Origin of the sequence: Xenorhabdus entomophaga, from assembly GCF_037996725.1 — a bacterium.
Classification (GTDB): domain Bacteria; phylum Pseudomonadota; class Gammaproteobacteria; order Enterobacterales; family Enterobacteriaceae; genus Xenorhabdus; species Xenorhabdus khoisanae.
This window is the reverse complement of the sequence record NZ_JBBMXH010000053.1, coordinates 1-15,001: the sequence shown is the minus strand read 5'-3', so window position 1 is coordinate 15,001 and position 15,001 is coordinate 1. Positions and strand designations below refer to the sequence as shown.

The 15,001-nt window shown below is 48.1% G+C and carries 9 protein-coding genes and 2 pseudogenes; 5 read left to right on the top strand and 6 right to left on the bottom strand.

All coding sequences use genetic code 11. The features are described 5' to 3' along the window. Positions 1 to 85: 85 nt before the first annotated feature. Positions 86 to 2,179, top strand: a complete 2,094-nt coding sequence (locus tag AAC854_RS12320) for a TonB-dependent receptor (protein WP_340617347.1) — start codon at positions 86 to 88, stop codon at positions 2,177 to 2,179. 137 nt (positions 2,180 to 2,316) lie between these two features. On the opposite strand, the gene AAC854_RS12315 is transcribed toward AAC854_RS12320, so the two are convergent. From AAC854_RS12315 to AAC854_RS12295, 5 genes are all read right to left on the bottom strand, one after another. Continuing rightward, positions 2,317 to 2,658: a cupin domain-containing protein gene (locus AAC854_RS12315; RefSeq protein WP_340617346.1), complete on the bottom strand. Its 342-nt coding sequence runs from the start codon at positions 2,656 to 2,658 to the stop codon at positions 2,317 to 2,319. A gap of 124 nt (positions 2,659 to 2,782) precedes the next feature. Continuing rightward, the gene (gene dhbA, locus AAC854_RS12310) at positions 2,783 to 3,529 is read right to left on the bottom strand and encodes a 2,3-dihydro-2,3-dihydroxybenzoate dehydrogenase (RefSeq protein ID WP_340617345.1); all 747 of its coding nucleotides are present in this window, start codon (positions 3,527 to 3,529) and stop codon (positions 2,783 to 2,785) included. Further along, positions 3,526 to 4,410, bottom strand: coding sequence for an isochorismatase family protein (locus tag AAC854_RS12305; protein ID WP_340617344.1), 885 nt, complete (start codon positions 4,408 to 4,410; stop codon positions 3,526 to 3,528). The genes dhbA and AAC854_RS12305 overlap by 4 nt, the downstream gene beginning before the upstream one ends. A gap of 11 nt (positions 4,411 to 4,421) precedes the next feature. Next, positions 4,422 to 6,044, bottom strand: coding sequence for a (2,3-dihydroxybenzoyl)adenylate synthase (locus tag AAC854_RS12300; protein ID WP_340617356.1), 1,623 nt, complete (start codon positions 6,042 to 6,044; stop codon positions 4,422 to 4,424). Next, positions 6,038 to 7,201: an isochorismate synthase gene (locus AAC854_RS12295; RefSeq protein ID WP_340617343.1), complete on the bottom strand. Its 1,164-nt coding sequence runs from the start codon at positions 7,199 to 7,201 to the stop codon at positions 6,038 to 6,040. Before AAC854_RS12295 ends, AAC854_RS12300 begins: the two co-directional genes overlap by 7 nt. Before the next feature lie 108 nt (positions 7,202 to 7,309). On the opposite strand from AAC854_RS12295, the gene AAC854_RS12290 reads away from it, so the two are divergent. After that, a complete protein-coding gene (locus AAC854_RS12290; protein WP_340617342.1) occupies positions 7,310 to 7,555 on the top strand; it encodes a hypothetical protein in 246 nt (81 codons plus the stop codon). A 1,309-nt stretch (positions 7,556 to 8,864) separates the two neighbouring features. Here the strand turns inward: AAC854_RS12290 and AAC854_RS12285 are convergent. Further along, a pseudogene (locus tag AAC854_RS12285) lies at positions 8,865 to 9,095 on the bottom strand (transposase family protein); the annotation flags it as partial. 237 nt (positions 9,096 to 9,332) lie between these two features. Here AAC854_RS12285 and AAC854_RS12280 point away from each other — a divergent pair. The 3 genes and pseudogenes from AAC854_RS12280 (at position 9,333) to AAC854_RS12270 (ending at position 14,909) form a co-directional block, all read left to right on the top strand. Next, entirely contained in the window at positions 9,333 to 9,668 is a 336-nt protein-coding gene (locus AAC854_RS12280; RefSeq protein ID WP_340617341.1) for a hypothetical protein, read from the top strand. 303 nt (positions 9,669 to 9,971) lie between these two features. Beyond that, positions 9,972 to 10,667, top strand: a pseudogene (locus AAC854_RS12275) (IS1 family transposase). A gap of 468 nt (positions 10,668 to 11,135) precedes the next feature. Beyond that, positions 11,136 to 14,909, top strand: coding sequence for a neuraminidase-like domain-containing protein (locus AAC854_RS12270; protein WP_340617340.1), 3,774 nt, complete (start codon positions 11,136 to 11,138; stop codon positions 14,907 to 14,909). Positions 14,910 to 15,001: the final 92 nt, after the last annotated feature.

The following is a 15,001-nucleotide window of genomic DNA, read 5'->3' as shown; positions in this document are numbered from 1 at the left end:
TAGTCTGTGAATGCTAATGCTAATGCTAATGATTATGAGAATGAGAATTATAACCATAAAGACAGTCGCGCCTATTGGTGTAAAGATGGGGAATCTGCTTTTTTCACGCAGAAAAGTGTTACTTAGCAGTGCGATTTTGTTTTCCTTATCGTCCTTGGGAGGCCAAGCTATCGCTTTGACTCAAACAGAGAAAAACAAAACGGGGAACAATGACGCCGATGTCATCACGGTGACGGGTGAAAAAACAGAAAAAACCCTGCAAAGAACGTCAAGTTCAGTCACGGTTATCTCCGGGCAGGAGATACAGAGTAAGCCAGAGGCGACAACCATCGTTGATATTTTGCAGGGTACACCCAATGTGCTTTATACCAGCAATACAGGTGCGCCGAGTATTCGCGGTATTGAGACAAACGGGCCTCTTGTAGGAGGAAATACCTTCCTTTCTAAACCCATACCGCGAGCGACCATCAGTGTTGATGGGCGTTATATCAGCTCCGCAGAATTTAGTTCGGGGAGAGGGCCTGTTTGGGACGTGAATTCAGTAGAAGTATTCCGTGGCCCACAAACGACGACACAGGGGGCGAATAGTATCGCCGGTGCGGTTATTATCAAGACTAACGATCCCACCTTTACCCCCGAATTCGATGGGCAGATTTTGTACGGAAGCCACCAAAAGAAACGTGCTTCCTTTACTGTCAATGGCCCATTGACAGATGATCTCGCAGTACGCCTCGCCATGGATTACAGCGGCAGAAATACATTCATTAAATATACCAATCCCAGTTTCTTTGATTCTGATATGAACAAAGATTTCGAAAATCTGGATGTTCGCGTTAAGGCACTTTGGCAACCGTTGGATAGTCCTTGGTTGGTCAAATTGACCTACTCCCATATGACAGCAAAAAGTCCTGACAGTGAGTCGGCATCATTGCCCTACAATGATTTGAAAAACTCGACCCTAAACACCAACAGAACTAAGACCAGCAGTAATATCGGTATCTTGGATCTTCAATATACGTTCGAAAACGATATGGTGCTTTCCAACCAGCTCCAATACTCTGCATCGCAGTATCGTTACACTTTCACGAAGATGTTTCCAGGTATCGCGAATCGCGATTCAAACAATGTTTCCAACGAAATGCGTTTGAACTTTGGTGATGAATATTCAACCTGGAGTGGAGTGACAGGGCTCTATTACTCGCGTGACAAGGCCAGGAATGTGCTTGATAATTCATTGGGTAAGGCAGACGCCGATCTGACTAATACCAGTGTCGGTCTTTTCTCAGAGACTACCAGACGTTTTGCGGAAAAATGGTCTCTGACTGGCGGTTTGCGTTATCAATATGATCAGGTCAAGCATGAAGGGGTCACCAGCTATGTACCTGGTGTCTATCATGAATATAGCAAAGGGTTCCATGCTATTCTGCCGAAAGTTTCTCTCGCCTATGACGTTACTGACGATATAACCGTCGGTACTCTGATCAGCAAAGGCAATGCGCCGGGTGGTACAGGTGTGAATTTCTCTGGGCATTCCTATTACACCTTCTCTCCGGAGAGGGCCTGGAATTACGAGTTGTTTGCGCGTGGTAAAGCGCTCAATAACCGATTGCTGGTAACCGGTAATATCTTTTATACAGATTATAAGGGGTTCCAGAGTTCTGTACAGGATTACACGAAAGACAGACCTAACGGTTCTATCCTTGTCAACGCCGACAAGGCGGTAACCTATGGACTTGAGCTGGGGGCAGATTATCGGGCGCTGGACAATCTTCGCCTACGCGGTGGGCTTGGATTGCTTCATACCGAAATTAAAAAATTCGCCGATTATCGAGGCAACTTGTTTGAAGGAAAACAATTCGCTAAAGCGCCTGGCTACATGTTTAACGTCGGTGCTGACTGGAACATCACCGAAAAAGTTCGTCTGAGTGGCGATCTTCGTTACGTGGATCATTACTTCTCAAATGACCAGAACAATCCCGAGTGGCGAGTCAGTTCCTATTTAGTTTCCAATCTCCGTTTATCATATAATCCGACCAACAATCTGGAACTCTTTGCTTACGGAAATAACATCTTTGACAGACGTGTGCCGACATACAAATACAATGATCGTGCGGCTGGGTCTTCAGGATACATGCTGGAGCCACGTGGAGTGGGTGTCGGTGTGAAAGTACGCTTCTAAAAATCAGCATTGACCGCGCCGATTTGTAGGTAGCAAGAGCAGGGGGGAGCGACTGATTAGCTCCCCCCTGTTTCCATCTCAAATCACGCGTGGCACTTATTATCTGAATTCACGACCTGACAATTTTTATTAATAATTTATTGGCCTGAATTCGCGACTATATATGGTTCTATTAATAGCAGCTTGGTTAATTCCTTGGACGAAGGCTTACTTTCTTCCCCTTTAGGTACCACAAAAAACTCACCTTGCTTTATTATTACGTGATCATTTTTAAAATCTATACGGAGTTCGCCTTCAATAACCATAAATACCTTGTCTTCATCTTCATGTGTGTGCCATAGAAAATCACCCTCAGCGAGCAATATGATTATCTTATATTCGTTTGTTTCAGCTATCACCTTCGGTGACCATATTTTTTCTATTAAATCAAACTCTTGCTTTAAATTATTGACTTTTCTCAATGCTGCAATATGGCTCATGTTATACCCCTTTCCTTTAACTCGTTTTTGGTTTAAATTTTTAATAGTGACCCATTCCATGGAATTATAGTCTTTCCGTTTTTTATAGTGGCATACAGGTAAACAGATTTAAACATTCGGTTTATCAGGCACCGAGTGTAGCGCCCCCATCAATGACAATATCTTGCAACGTTATGTGGCTTGCTTGGTCGGAGGCCAAAAACAAAATGACGTTGGCTATTTCGTCGGGCTGTGCGATTTTCCCGAGTGGAATGCCAAGTTTAAATTGTTCGGTAAGGCCGTTGATCAGACGCTGATGTGCCATATCATCATCGTTGAGCATTCCCTCCAGCATTGGAGTCAGTGTGGAACCGGGTGAAACAATGTTACATCGTACCCCAAAAGGCGCCAGTTCCAACCCCACACTCAGGCACAGGCTACGCATCGCAGCCTTAGACGCGCAATAAACTGCCATATTAACGCGCGGCACGTGAGCTGCGTTGGAGGCTATCGAGACGATATTGCCACTGCGTTGACGCTGGAAGTGTGGAATGAGGATTTTAAACAGATTGAATGCTGCGCCTGCATTAACGTTGATTGAGCTTTCCCAGTCTTCACGGCTTAACGTTTCTGCGGAGCCGAGGCGCAGAATTCCCGCACCGTTAACCAGCACATCCAACCCATTTGCCTTCAGCAATGGAGGGCAGGTTTCTTGCACCGCATGGGCATCGCTGACATCCAGAATGAGCGTTTCAAACGGCATTGAATCAGGAAATTTCAGATCGAATCCAAAAACTCTGGCTCCTGCCTCGTGAAAACGGAGGGCTGTTCGGGAGCCAATACCGCTCCCTGCACCCGTTACCCAGACGGTTTTTCCCTTGAATCCGTTCATTTCTCTTCCAGATTGCCGTTCAGCAGTGCGAGCCAGTTTCGCAACGTTGGTTGTTTCATCAGCGTGATAAAATCAATTTCGTACCCTTCCTGACGGCACTTTGAGACGAAGGACATTGTGCGTAGTGAGTCTAAGCCGTAATCAAGCAGGTTTTCGTCATCATCAATGTCGTGTGCATCTTCGTCCAGAGCGGGTTGCAGTATGGCAAACAGACGTTCGCGATCCCATCTACGTTCTGCTGCGGGAGGAGCGAGTTCCGACAGCGCCATAGAGGTACTCAATACGCGTCCGGAACGGCCCGCAGTATAGCGGAGCGCCATCATATGCTCTTCCAGACTGAAATCTGCCAGCGCATCGCTTATAATAAAAGCCTGTATGTCGCGCATAAAGGCATCGGTGGCAGTGGTTAGGCAGCCGATATGGGCGTACACGCCGCAGATCATAAGCTGGTCGCGCTTACATTCTTGCAGATAGGTTTCCAAGTCAGAGCGCTGAAACGCGCTGTAGCGCCACTTCGTTAATACAGTGTCCTTCAGTCCGGGGGACAGTGCTGCCGCGATTTTTTGCTGTTCTGGATAGCGGTTCAGGCCGGGCCCCCACATATCATTCAGTAGCGCCCGATCGACGTCGTTCTGTTGGCTCGGCTGAGCTGTGTAATACACTGGAATACCGAGCTCATGGCAACATGCGCGCAGAGTAACTATGTTATCGATAACCTGCTGAATCATCTTGCTCTCTTCCCCCCAGAAGTTGAGGAAATATTCCTGCATATCGTGAATCAACAGAGCGGCACGCTGTGGCTCCAACCTCCAGTCGACTTTATTTGCAGGTAAGGCGGTTTCATCGGGCAGGATATAGTCCTGAAGTTTAGGAATGCTCATGGCGTATTTCCTCAATTTTTTAAGGTGGCGCTGGCAAGTGCACGTAACGCCTGTTTGTTGATTTTTCCTACCGGAGTGAGCGGCAGCTCAGGTAGACTTTCAAAACGATCGGGGATCTTGTAGTCAGCTATACCCTGTTCACGTAGCCAGCGACGCAGCACGGCTGGTTTCACGGATTCGCGTTCGCGCGTTACCACATAGGCGCAGGTTTTCTCGCCCATTAGACTGTCAGGAATAGCAATCAATGCGGCGTACACTACCGCAGGATGGCGCAGCAACAGGTGTTCAACTTCTTCAGCGGCAATTTTTTCGCCGCCACGATTTATTTGATCCTTCTCACGTCCAACTACTTTCAGATATCCGTCGGGAAGCTGAATGACCACGTCGCCAGAACAATAAAACCCGTTACTGTCGAACACCGTCTGGTTATGTTCTGGGCTTCGGTAATAGCCTCGAAAAGTGTATGGACCTCGGGTCATCAGCAATCCAGGTTCTCCGTGCGGTACCGGGAGTCCTTCTCGGTTTGCGACCCATACCTCATCCTCCTCACTGATGGGGCAGCCCTGAGTTGTGAAGGTATGCGCGTCGTCATCGTCTAGCCGGGTGTAGTTCACCAGACCTTCTGCCATACCAAATACCTGTTGGAGCCGGCAGCCCAGCTCCTCTGGAATGCGTCTGGCCAGCGTTTCTCCCAGAGGGGCACCGCCGACCTGCATCACTTTCAGACTGGAGAGTTCGTTGGCGTGACCTCTGATATTGGCATATTCCAGCCAGATGCTGACCGCAGGTGGCACCAGAGCGGCAATATTGATTTTATGACGGGCTATGACCGGAAAACATCCGTCCGGACTTGGATCGGGAACGAGGGTGACCTGACCACCTGCATAAAATACGCCCAGTGCGCCCGGTGAACTCATAGGATAGTTGTGTGCGGCTGGCAGTGCGCAGAGATATCGGGTTTTACTGCTGATGTCGCAGATCGGATTGCTGGCGCGGATACTGTAATAGTAGTCGTTGTGGGTGCGTGGAATCAGCTTGGGGGTGCCAGTACTGCCGCCGGAAAGCTGGAAAAATGCGACCTCATCCGCTGGTGTTGGCGTGGGCGTGAAGTCTCCCGGCTCTTCCGATATCAGGCATGAAAGCGAACGGTTCGAATCTGAATCCTCATGGTGAAGCACCACTATATTCAGTTCCGGGTACTTGGCTACCAGAAGATCAATAAGAGCATCATCATGAAACTGGCGATGCTGGCGATCGGCAATGAGTATCTCTGGTGTAATCTGGTGCGCATACGCAGTTAATTCGCTGCTCTGGTGGCTATAAAGCGCGTTAACTGGCGTGACGCCCAAGCGCAGTAAGGCAAAAAAGACGATATAAAACTCAGCCTCGTTGCCAAGCTGCACCAGCGCGGTTTGTCCCTGACGCGCGCCGCGTCGGTGCAGGGAGGCGGCGAGTCGGTTTACTGCTTCATTAAGCTCTCGATAGCTCCAGCACTGCTCCCCGCAGAATAGTGCCACGGCATCGTTCTCGCGGTGAATATCGAGAATCTCGCTCAGCGGGCGATCAATCCAGTACCCTTTCAGGCGATAACGTTCAGCCAGATCCTGAGGCCAGCGGTTGAACTCAATCATAATGTCTGCTCCTGTTGTGTTGCAAAACCCAGTGCACTCAGCATGGTGTTAAATTTGGTGCGGGTTTCCAGCCATTCGTTTTCCGGAACAGAGTCCGGAACAATGCCGGCGCCGGCGAATAACTCAATTTTATGAGGCCGAACTTTGCCGCAGCGGATCGCTACAACCCATTCCCCGTCTCCGCGGGCGTCACACCAGCCGACAATACCGCCAAACCAGCCGCGGTCGAACGGCTCCAGCTCGCCGATCAGGTTGCGGGATGAGGTATAAGGAGCGCCACATAATGCAGGCGTGGGATGAAGTAGGCAGGCAAGAGACAGTGCGTTATCGCGATCATCGGACACTATACCCTGAATCTCAGTAGCGAGATGCCAGAGCGTAGGCGTGCTGAGCAGCGAGGGTTCTGGGATCGTCAGAGAGCAGCAGAGATCCGTCAATTGGCGACGGATAGCCTCCGTGACCACTAAATGCTCATGGCGATCCTTTCCGGAGGCCAACAGCTTTTCCCTGGCATTTCTGTCACTGGCATCATCGTCGCCTCGCCGCGCTGAGCCGGCAAGAGGACAGGAGCGCAGGACATTTCCCTCTTTACGTAGCAGCAGTTCAGGGCTAGCACCAATCAGAATGCCATCCGCCAGTGGTAAGTGAAAGTTGTAGCTCTCCGGATTCTGTCTGTTGAGCTGTAGCCATAAGTTCAGGGCGCTAAGCGGGGGGATGCTTTCAATCTGTAGCAGGCGCGACAGCACCACTTTATTCAGTGCACCGATGCGCAGCGGATTCAAGGCGTTCTCCACCATGGTGCAAAACGCATCGTGATCTGGAATGTAGTGAGCCTGGCCCTTCACCTGCACCGGAGAGTCGGAGAGGTTAAAGGCGTGGCGATCGAACCAGTAGCAGGTCTGTGGAATAAACAACGAACAGGGTTGGCGCTTGTCAAACGGAATAGCTCCTACGACAACGGGATTTTCTACTCCGGCCTGCTGAGTCTGGCGAAGCAACTGTTGCACCTTCTGTTGGAACTCGCCTTCGACATGATGTCCGGATGCGGCGGGATGTGTCAATGTGGCGAGACATCCCCGGGCGAGCAGGCTTTTGTGGGGCGATAGAAAGATAAAGTCATCTTCTTGCAACGAAAAAAGGTCATTGGTGATACCAGACAAAATCAGGTTCCTCTTGTTGGTGTAGGGGCCAGCCTTTCTCCCCTTCCGGAGGGGAGAAAAATACCGACGGCAACGTGAGGGCGAGCCGCCAGCTGTGCCGGATACCAGGTGTTATCAGCTATAGCTGACCGTGGAGAACATGCTGCGGTCGTAGCAGTGGAAACACGCCTCTTTTCCGCAGCAGGAGGCGATATGATGAGATTGTTGACGTTAAACTGCACGGATGCGCTTTTCAGCTTCGCGGCTGCATTCCTTATGATCTCTTCACCATCGCTAGCTGCATACGCCCCGTCAGATAACGTGGGGGTTGAAACTGTGTCGTCTGAAACCCAAACCCTGTGCGTCTGGCGATGATTTTCATCACAAGTTTTTCTTATCTTAAACATAATCAAACACCGTCTGATTTGCCTTATAAAAATATTTAATAACAATTAATCAATTTGTGCTGCTTACAGGCGGCGCCGGAATTCCAATTTGACAAAACGTTCATCAGGAAGAGGTATGAGCTCCTGAGAAGGAAAACGCCATTACAATATTGTAAATAGAAATGATTATCAATATGATTTGCATTATTAATTATTGGATTTTCTTGTGAAAATTTCTATAAATATGGCAATAGAGAAAAATCACGCAACTATTGCGTGGGTATAGCGAGGGATTTTGGGTTGTGACATCAATTTATTGAATCCTGTATAGGATGCCTATTTGGAGGGCATTCAGATAGGGCTGTATACGTGGCGGAAACGCCCTGCTGAGCAGTCTCAACCCGGGGCTTGAACCTTCAATGAGCGACAGGAATTATTGCAGCTTCGTAAAGAAAACAAACAGCTAAAAATGGGGAAGGAAATCTTAAAGAAGGCTTTACTATCAGGGATTATCCGTCAGGCAGCGGAAGCACTATCGGGCTTCGCGCAAAGGTAAAACGATATCAACGGCCTGTCATCACCTTAACCGGAACTTTAATCCGTTGGGGCCGAATAAAGTTTGGGCAGGAGCGATCCTGTCTCCTGCTCGATTTTATTATGCACAGAGCAGGCGACTCCCTATTCCCGGGTTCTCCAGTGAGCAGTGGCTTAAACATGTCATATATGCTACGGGGTGTAGAATAAAAGGTGCACAAAAATAGGCATAAGTTTGCATTGAAGCTAAAAGAGTAGTGCCTGCCAACAGGCAAAGAAGAAGATATTTTTTCATTTTATTCACCCTATTTCGCTGACTGAGACTGATCAACCTAATAAACCTATCTTCACCCAATAACAAGCGAATAATGCTTAACAATTAATTACCCCCTGAAACTAAAGTAAATATTTCTGTGTCCATTCCCTGAGTGATTACAGGAATACCCTTGCCATCACATCCCATGGTGGTTTTTTCTTTTTAAAGAACCGGAGATAACTAAGTTTGAACATGAACTAGGCCAACCAGTACGCGTCGCTATCAGTGGTGAAAAAGGTCATATCAAAGTCAGGGCAGTATAGACTTCTTAAGTGAGGGCTATTCAATGTTAATAAGTCAGGAATAGAACAATGGCACAAAAGAAACCCTCGCTCACCGATGAGCAGCAAGTTCTTTTTGATACCCTAACAAAACAGCAACACTAAAACGGAAGTTATCAACTCAAAGGGAATTACCAGTCTGTCGGGAAAATAGCGCCAAAGTATCCAAGGCAGGCAAACGTATCATCAACAGGGACACCTTCTTTGAACATGCCTTGTTTAAGAAACCAATCATGATGCCTTTCGGTATATTCCTGAATATCACTCCAGCCTTCTGCGCCAGCAATCATGGCACACAGTGACGCAAACAGGATGTCAAATAAAGGGTAAGCCACTTTCGCACTCTGGCGCGGGTCTTGGAGCGAGGAAAAGTGTAGGGTAAAGTTCTCAAGGCACATGGTCTGGGTTTTTACTCTCAAAAGAGAGTATAAGATCACAGTACTTTATTCGAAGCAACCCATTTCATTTTTGGCTAAAAAACATTCGTGATCTTGCCCTGCGCGCCGTACTGGCTCTTTGCAGAGTGTGAGATCTTGATGTGATCTTGCGGGTTGAGGCACAGAATACGTCTTTCTGTTCAAGAAAATGTCACTGTCCGCGCTTCTTAGAAGTATTCAGAATATAGAGAGGTTTTTATGTATATGTATCTTTCACCGAGAGTTTTAATTTTTATTAATCAAGAAGCCGCACTTGGGAGAAATTGGTTGCGGGGGCCAAACTACGGAGCTAATGATCTGTTTTTTTCACCAAAACCTAACTGTAACAATCCGGCAGATGAGTGGCCCCATTTACATCTCTCTTATACTTATCAAGATACATTATATTATTTAGGAGGAAAAACCAGTAACTCACAACGAATTGATATATTTAAAAATAACCACTGGAATATATTGGCAATTACACAATTCACACCACAAATACAACGTGCAATAATAGCCGTTCAGGTGTTTTGGACCCCTCCGCCGATATAAACTTCCGTCAGGTGGTATATACATCATTTTAACCGCCCGCATTTTCCGAAGACTCCACTGATTAAGGTGGAATCGTAATATAAATTGTGGCATGTTACATTATTACAACTGCAATTTTAACTCATGCTAACTTAATGTATTCCAGCATGCTGAATCACCGGAGAAGCAATATTCAGCTATAATTGCACAAAAATAAGCAAAACTGAAAGCGTATTAAATTCACTATGATAGTAAGAGATAGCGGTCATGCTCCCAATGATTAGATAATATGATAAACTCCCCACTTTTTGTTATGGATGAGAGATGGCTAAAGTTGATGTGGTTTGTCGGTACTGTCACAAAACTGAAGAGGTTAAAGGGCATGGAAAAGGGCGCACTGGGCATCCGCGTTATCACTGTTATGCTTGCCGTAAAACCTTTCAACTGACTTATACTTATCAAGCCTGTCAGCCCGGCATGAAAGACCAGATTATTGTTATGGCCATGAATAACGCTGGTGTCAGGGATACCGCTCGCGTCCTGAAGGTCGGCATTAACACGGTCATTCGCACACTAAAAAACGCACTCCCAGAAACATAACTACGCTGCCGCTTGCAGGGGGTGATATTCAGATTATCGGTGAAATAGACGACACAGTGGTCATTTGTCGATAACAAGCGAAATCAGCGTTGGCTCTGGTATGCCTGGGAACCCAACCTGAAGCGGGCAGTGGCACATGTTTTTGGTGATCGTAGCCGGAACACGCTGAAAAAACGGCTGGCACTCCTGTCTCCTTTTAACATTCAGTTCTACTGTACGGATGATTATGCTGTTTACGATTGCCTACCTGAGGAAAAACACCTCACGGGAAAGAAATTTACCCAACGTATAGAAAGAACCCATCTCACCCTGCGTATTTGTATAAAAAGGCTGAGTCGAAAAACGATAGGCTATTCCAAATCTGAAGAAATACACGATAAAGTGATAGGAACGTTTATTGAGCGTGAAAACTACATTTAATGAATGGTCTAACTATTCAATACATGACCGGGTTAATTGCATCATAATTATACAACGTTATTTACCCAACGTGTGACATAAAATGATCACTCGGAAATTTTTTATTATACCTTGCTAATTTTTAGTATATGAAATATCAAACGATGAATTAGATAATGCCATTATCTAATTTCAATCTGGATTTGAAACTCTGTTTTTTCTGAAAAGAAATAAAATCCTCATATTTGAGTATGGATTTTTAAGTCATTATTTGTTTGTAAGATGTTATTTATCTAACCAAATTAGAATTTAATGATTTAAAGCAAAAAAACAGTAAAAACAGGCAAGCTACTCTGTTATTTGCAATAACATGGTAATTAATATGATTAAAATAAAGCAAAGAATTAGCTTGGAAATAGAACAATAGTTTACAAGATATTAACCCTTAGAAGTTATAAGACACTTTTTTATAAAATAATTGAGGTTATTATGTACAGTACAGATGTGTTACTGAACAGAATCAATCAAACTCGCGACGGTCAATTAATGACTCTCGCAGACCTTCAGCCTTTCTCATTCAGCGAATTAAGAAAAATGTTCGAAGAACAGCTTAGCTGGGGGGAAGCCCACTATCTCTATCGTGAAGCGGTTGAACAAAGAAAACATCATCGTCTGCTGGAAGCACGGGTTTTCACCCGCGCCAACCCCCAATTATCCCGTGCCATTCGTCTGGGTATTGAACGAGACAGCCTTTCACGCAGTTATGATGAAATGTTTGGTTCTCGCTCTTCTTCCTTTGTAAATCCGGGCTCTGTGGCCTCCATGTTCTCACCGGCCGGCTATCTCACCGAGCTGTACCGGGAGGCAAAGGATTTGCATTTCAAAGACTCGGCTTATCACCTTGATAATCGCCGCCCGGATCTGGCTGACCTGACACTGAGTCAGCAGAACATGGATGACGAACTGTCCACCTTATCCCTGTCCAACGAACTGCTGCTGAATAACATTCAGGCGCAGGAAAACCAGAATTATGACGGGGTGCTGGAAATGCTCTCCACCTACCGTCAGACCGGGACGACGCCCTTTCATCTGCCTTACGAGGCCAGCCGTCAGGCCATTATGCTGCAGGATGAGGAGCTTGCGGCTTTCCAGCGCAATCCGGACGTCGCCGCTCGGATGGATACCACCTCGTTGCTTGGTATAAAAGCCAATATTTCGCCAACACTGTACGATATGCTGGTAGAAGCGATCCCGAAAGATCAGGATGCTGTTCAGGCGATGTATGAAAAATGTTTTGGCACCCTTTCCCCGGAAATCCTGCGTCAGCCAAAACAACTGTGTCGGTACTATGACCTTACCGATAAAGACGTCCAAGTTTTCACGGAGTGGACTGATGAGGCGTTTGAAAATGCGGAATATGAAGGTAATGAACTGCTCACCCTGATGAGCGATAAAATGATTAAGATTCGGTGGGTAACGTCGGATCCATCGAGGATTAACTATCTGAAGCTCTATCCGCTAAGGGACAATAAGTGGAAGCTGGTTGTGAACCAGAAAGCATACGATGATAGGTATAATATTATTATAGATGGCTTCGGTAAGTTTTACCTTCATCTGAAAGCCCACGAATACGGAGAAACGCATTTTAGGAAAAATAAAGACTATGCCAGGGAGTTTGTCTGGAATGCCCCTGTAGACGGGGGGACGTTCCCAGTTAAGGTTAGCATTGTGGATGATAATATGGTTGGTTGGGCGATCAGTAATACTATCGACATCCTGAAGCATCCTTTTCATATTTACTTGCTGAAACTCAACAAACTAATCCGCCTTTATAAGGCAACCGGTATCCCTCCATCCGATATTCGTCCCGTTATTGAAAGTAGCAATAATGACCTGACCATTACCGATGAGGTGCTGAGTCAGCTGTTCTGGGTGCAGCATTATATGCAGCGTTACGGCATTGACGTGTCTGCCGCCCTGGTACTGGCCGGCAGCGCTCTCAGTCAGACCAGTCATGACAGCCAGCCCGATGCCTTTACCCGGCTGTTCAATATGCCACTGCTGAACGATAAGCCGTTTTATGCTGATAACTCTTCGGTGAAACTGAAGCCCTCCGACATAACCGATAGCTTCCGTACGGGGGTGATGAAGCGGGCCTTTCAGGTCAACGAGACCGAATTATACACCCTTTGGTCCCTGGCGCAGGGGAGCAGCGCGCCGCCCGACTTCACCTGTACCCTCGATAATCTGTCACTGCTGTATCGGGTAAAACTGCTGGCCGACACGCATGGCCTGAGCGTGACCGAACTGGGCATGCTGTTGTCTGTGTCCCCTTATGCCACCACCTGCATCGCCAGCCTTTCCGGTGCAGCGCTGAGTGAACTGGTCAGTTTCCTCGCCTTGTACACGCAGTGGCTGACGGCGCCGGGCTGGCCGGTCAGCGAGCTGTACCTGATGGCCACTGACCGTTACAGCACTGCACTGTCGCCGGATATCGAGAACCTGGTCACCACACTACGAGACGGGCTGGCCAGCCGGAACCTCAGTCAGCTGACTGAGGCCGCGCTTATCCGTGCCGCCGCGCCCTTCGTTTCCGCCGCAACCCAGCTGGATTCTGCTGAGCTGGCGACGGCCGTTCTGCAGTGGCTGGACCAGCTGAAACCGCAGGGACTGACGGTAAACGAGTTCCTGACGCTGGTCAACAAAGCCTCGCTGACGTCTGATGAAACCACCCAGCTGGTCACCTTCTGTCAGGTGATGGGGCAGCTGGCGCTGGTTGTTCGCAGTCTTAGGCTGACCGCGGGGGAAATTTCACTGGCCGTCATGCAACCAGAAAAAGTCCGCCCTGACAGGAATAGTCTCCCGCATGATATCGCCACCATCCGTATGCTGGCGTGCTTCCACCACTGGCTGCAGCGGTGCGGGGCATCCGCCACGGAGATACTGTCAGCGTTGGCTAACGGCACCCTGACGCCGGCGCAGCTGGCGCAGGCCATGACGCTGGATGAGCAAATGGTCATTCAGGGGCTGGCTCAACATGACAGCAAGGCTGCCATCTTCAGCAGCTGGGTAGCCATCAACGTCACACTGCAGTGGGTGGATATCGCCACCACCCTGGGCATCACGCCGGCGGGCGTCGCGACACTGATGAGCCTGAAATACACCGGCCCGTCTCAACAGCCGGCATACAGTGACTGGGTGGCCATCAGTCATACACTCCAGAGCGGTCTCAGCAGCCGGCAGATAAGACAGTTGCAGGCCGCGGTGGATGAGGCGCTCAGCAGCGCCGTCAGTGCCTACGCGATTAAAAATGTAACGCCTGTTTGGGTCACTGACCGCGACCAACTCTACAGCTGGCTGCTGCTGGATAACCAGGTCTCCGCTCAGGTGAAAACCACCCGGCTGGCAGAGGCGATTGCCGGCATTCAACTTTACATCAACCGGGCACTGAACCGGATAGAACCGAATGCCCGGGCCGATGTGTCAACCCGTCAGTTCTTTACCGACTGGGCGGTGAACAACCGTTACAGCACCTGGGGCGGGGTTTCACGGCTGGTTTATTATCCGGAAAACTACATTGACCCGACCCAGCGTATCGGGCAGACCCGCATGATGGATGAACTGCTCGAAAACATCAGCCAGAGTAAGCTCAGTCGGGACACCGTGGAAGAGGCGTTTAAAACCTACCTGACCCGCTTTGAAACGGTGGCCGATTTGAAAGTCATCAGTGCCTATCACGATAACGTCAACAGCGACACCGGACTGACCTGGTTTGTCGGCCAAACGCGGGAGAACCTGCCGGAATATTACTGGCGTAACGTGGATATCTCGCGGATGCAGGCGGGTAAACTACCGGCCAATGCCTGGAAAGAGTGGACGAAGATTGATACTGCGGTCAGCCCATACGGAGATGCGGTGCGCCCAGTCGTATTCAGAGAGCGCCTGCACCTGATCTGGGTGGAAAAAGATGAAGTGGCAGAAAATGGCACTGATCCGGTGAAAACCTCTGACCGTTTTACCCTGAAACTGGCGTTTTTACGTCATGACGGCAGCTGGAGTGCGCCCTGGTCTTACGATATTACAAAGCAAGTGATGGACGTCACTGACGGCAAGCCGAAAGATGAACAGCTGGGGCTGGCTGCATCAGGTTATCAGAGCGAAGACACCTTACTGGTATTTGTATACAAGACTAGGGAGAGTTACCAAGACTTTGATGACAGAAATAAAAATGTGGCAGGATTGTATATATATAACTTTTCATAATTATGAGAATTTCATATTTCCTATTCCTTTCCAACTATTTGCTGAAGCGGCATTCAAGAAAATCTTAACTCTTTTGATGAGCTGCCACATAT

Bases quoted from the DNA above. Each gene is read 5' to 3' on its own strand.
- AAC854_RS12320 (WP_340617347.1), top strand. From the start codon at position 86: ATGGGGAATCTGCTTTTTTCACGCAGAAAAGTGTTACTTAGCAGTGCG.
- AAC854_RS12315 (WP_340617346.1), bottom strand. From the start codon at position 2,658: ATGAGCCATATTGCAGCATTGAGAAAAGTCAATAATTTAAAGCAAGAG.
- dhbA (WP_340617345.1), bottom strand. From the start codon at position 3,529: ATGAACGGATTCAAGGGAAAAACCGTCTGGGTAACGGGTGCAGGGAGC.
- AAC854_RS12305 (WP_340617344.1), bottom strand. From the start codon at position 4,410: ATGAGCATTCCTAAACTTCAGGACTATATCCTGCCCGATGAAACCGCC.
- AAC854_RS12280 (WP_340617341.1), top strand. From the start codon at position 9,333: ATGTATATGTATCTTTCACCGAGAGTTTTAATTTTTATTAATCAAGAA.
- AAC854_RS12270 (WP_340617340.1), top strand. From the start codon at position 11,136: ATGTACAGTACAGATGTGTTACTGAACAGAATCAATCAAACTCGCGAC.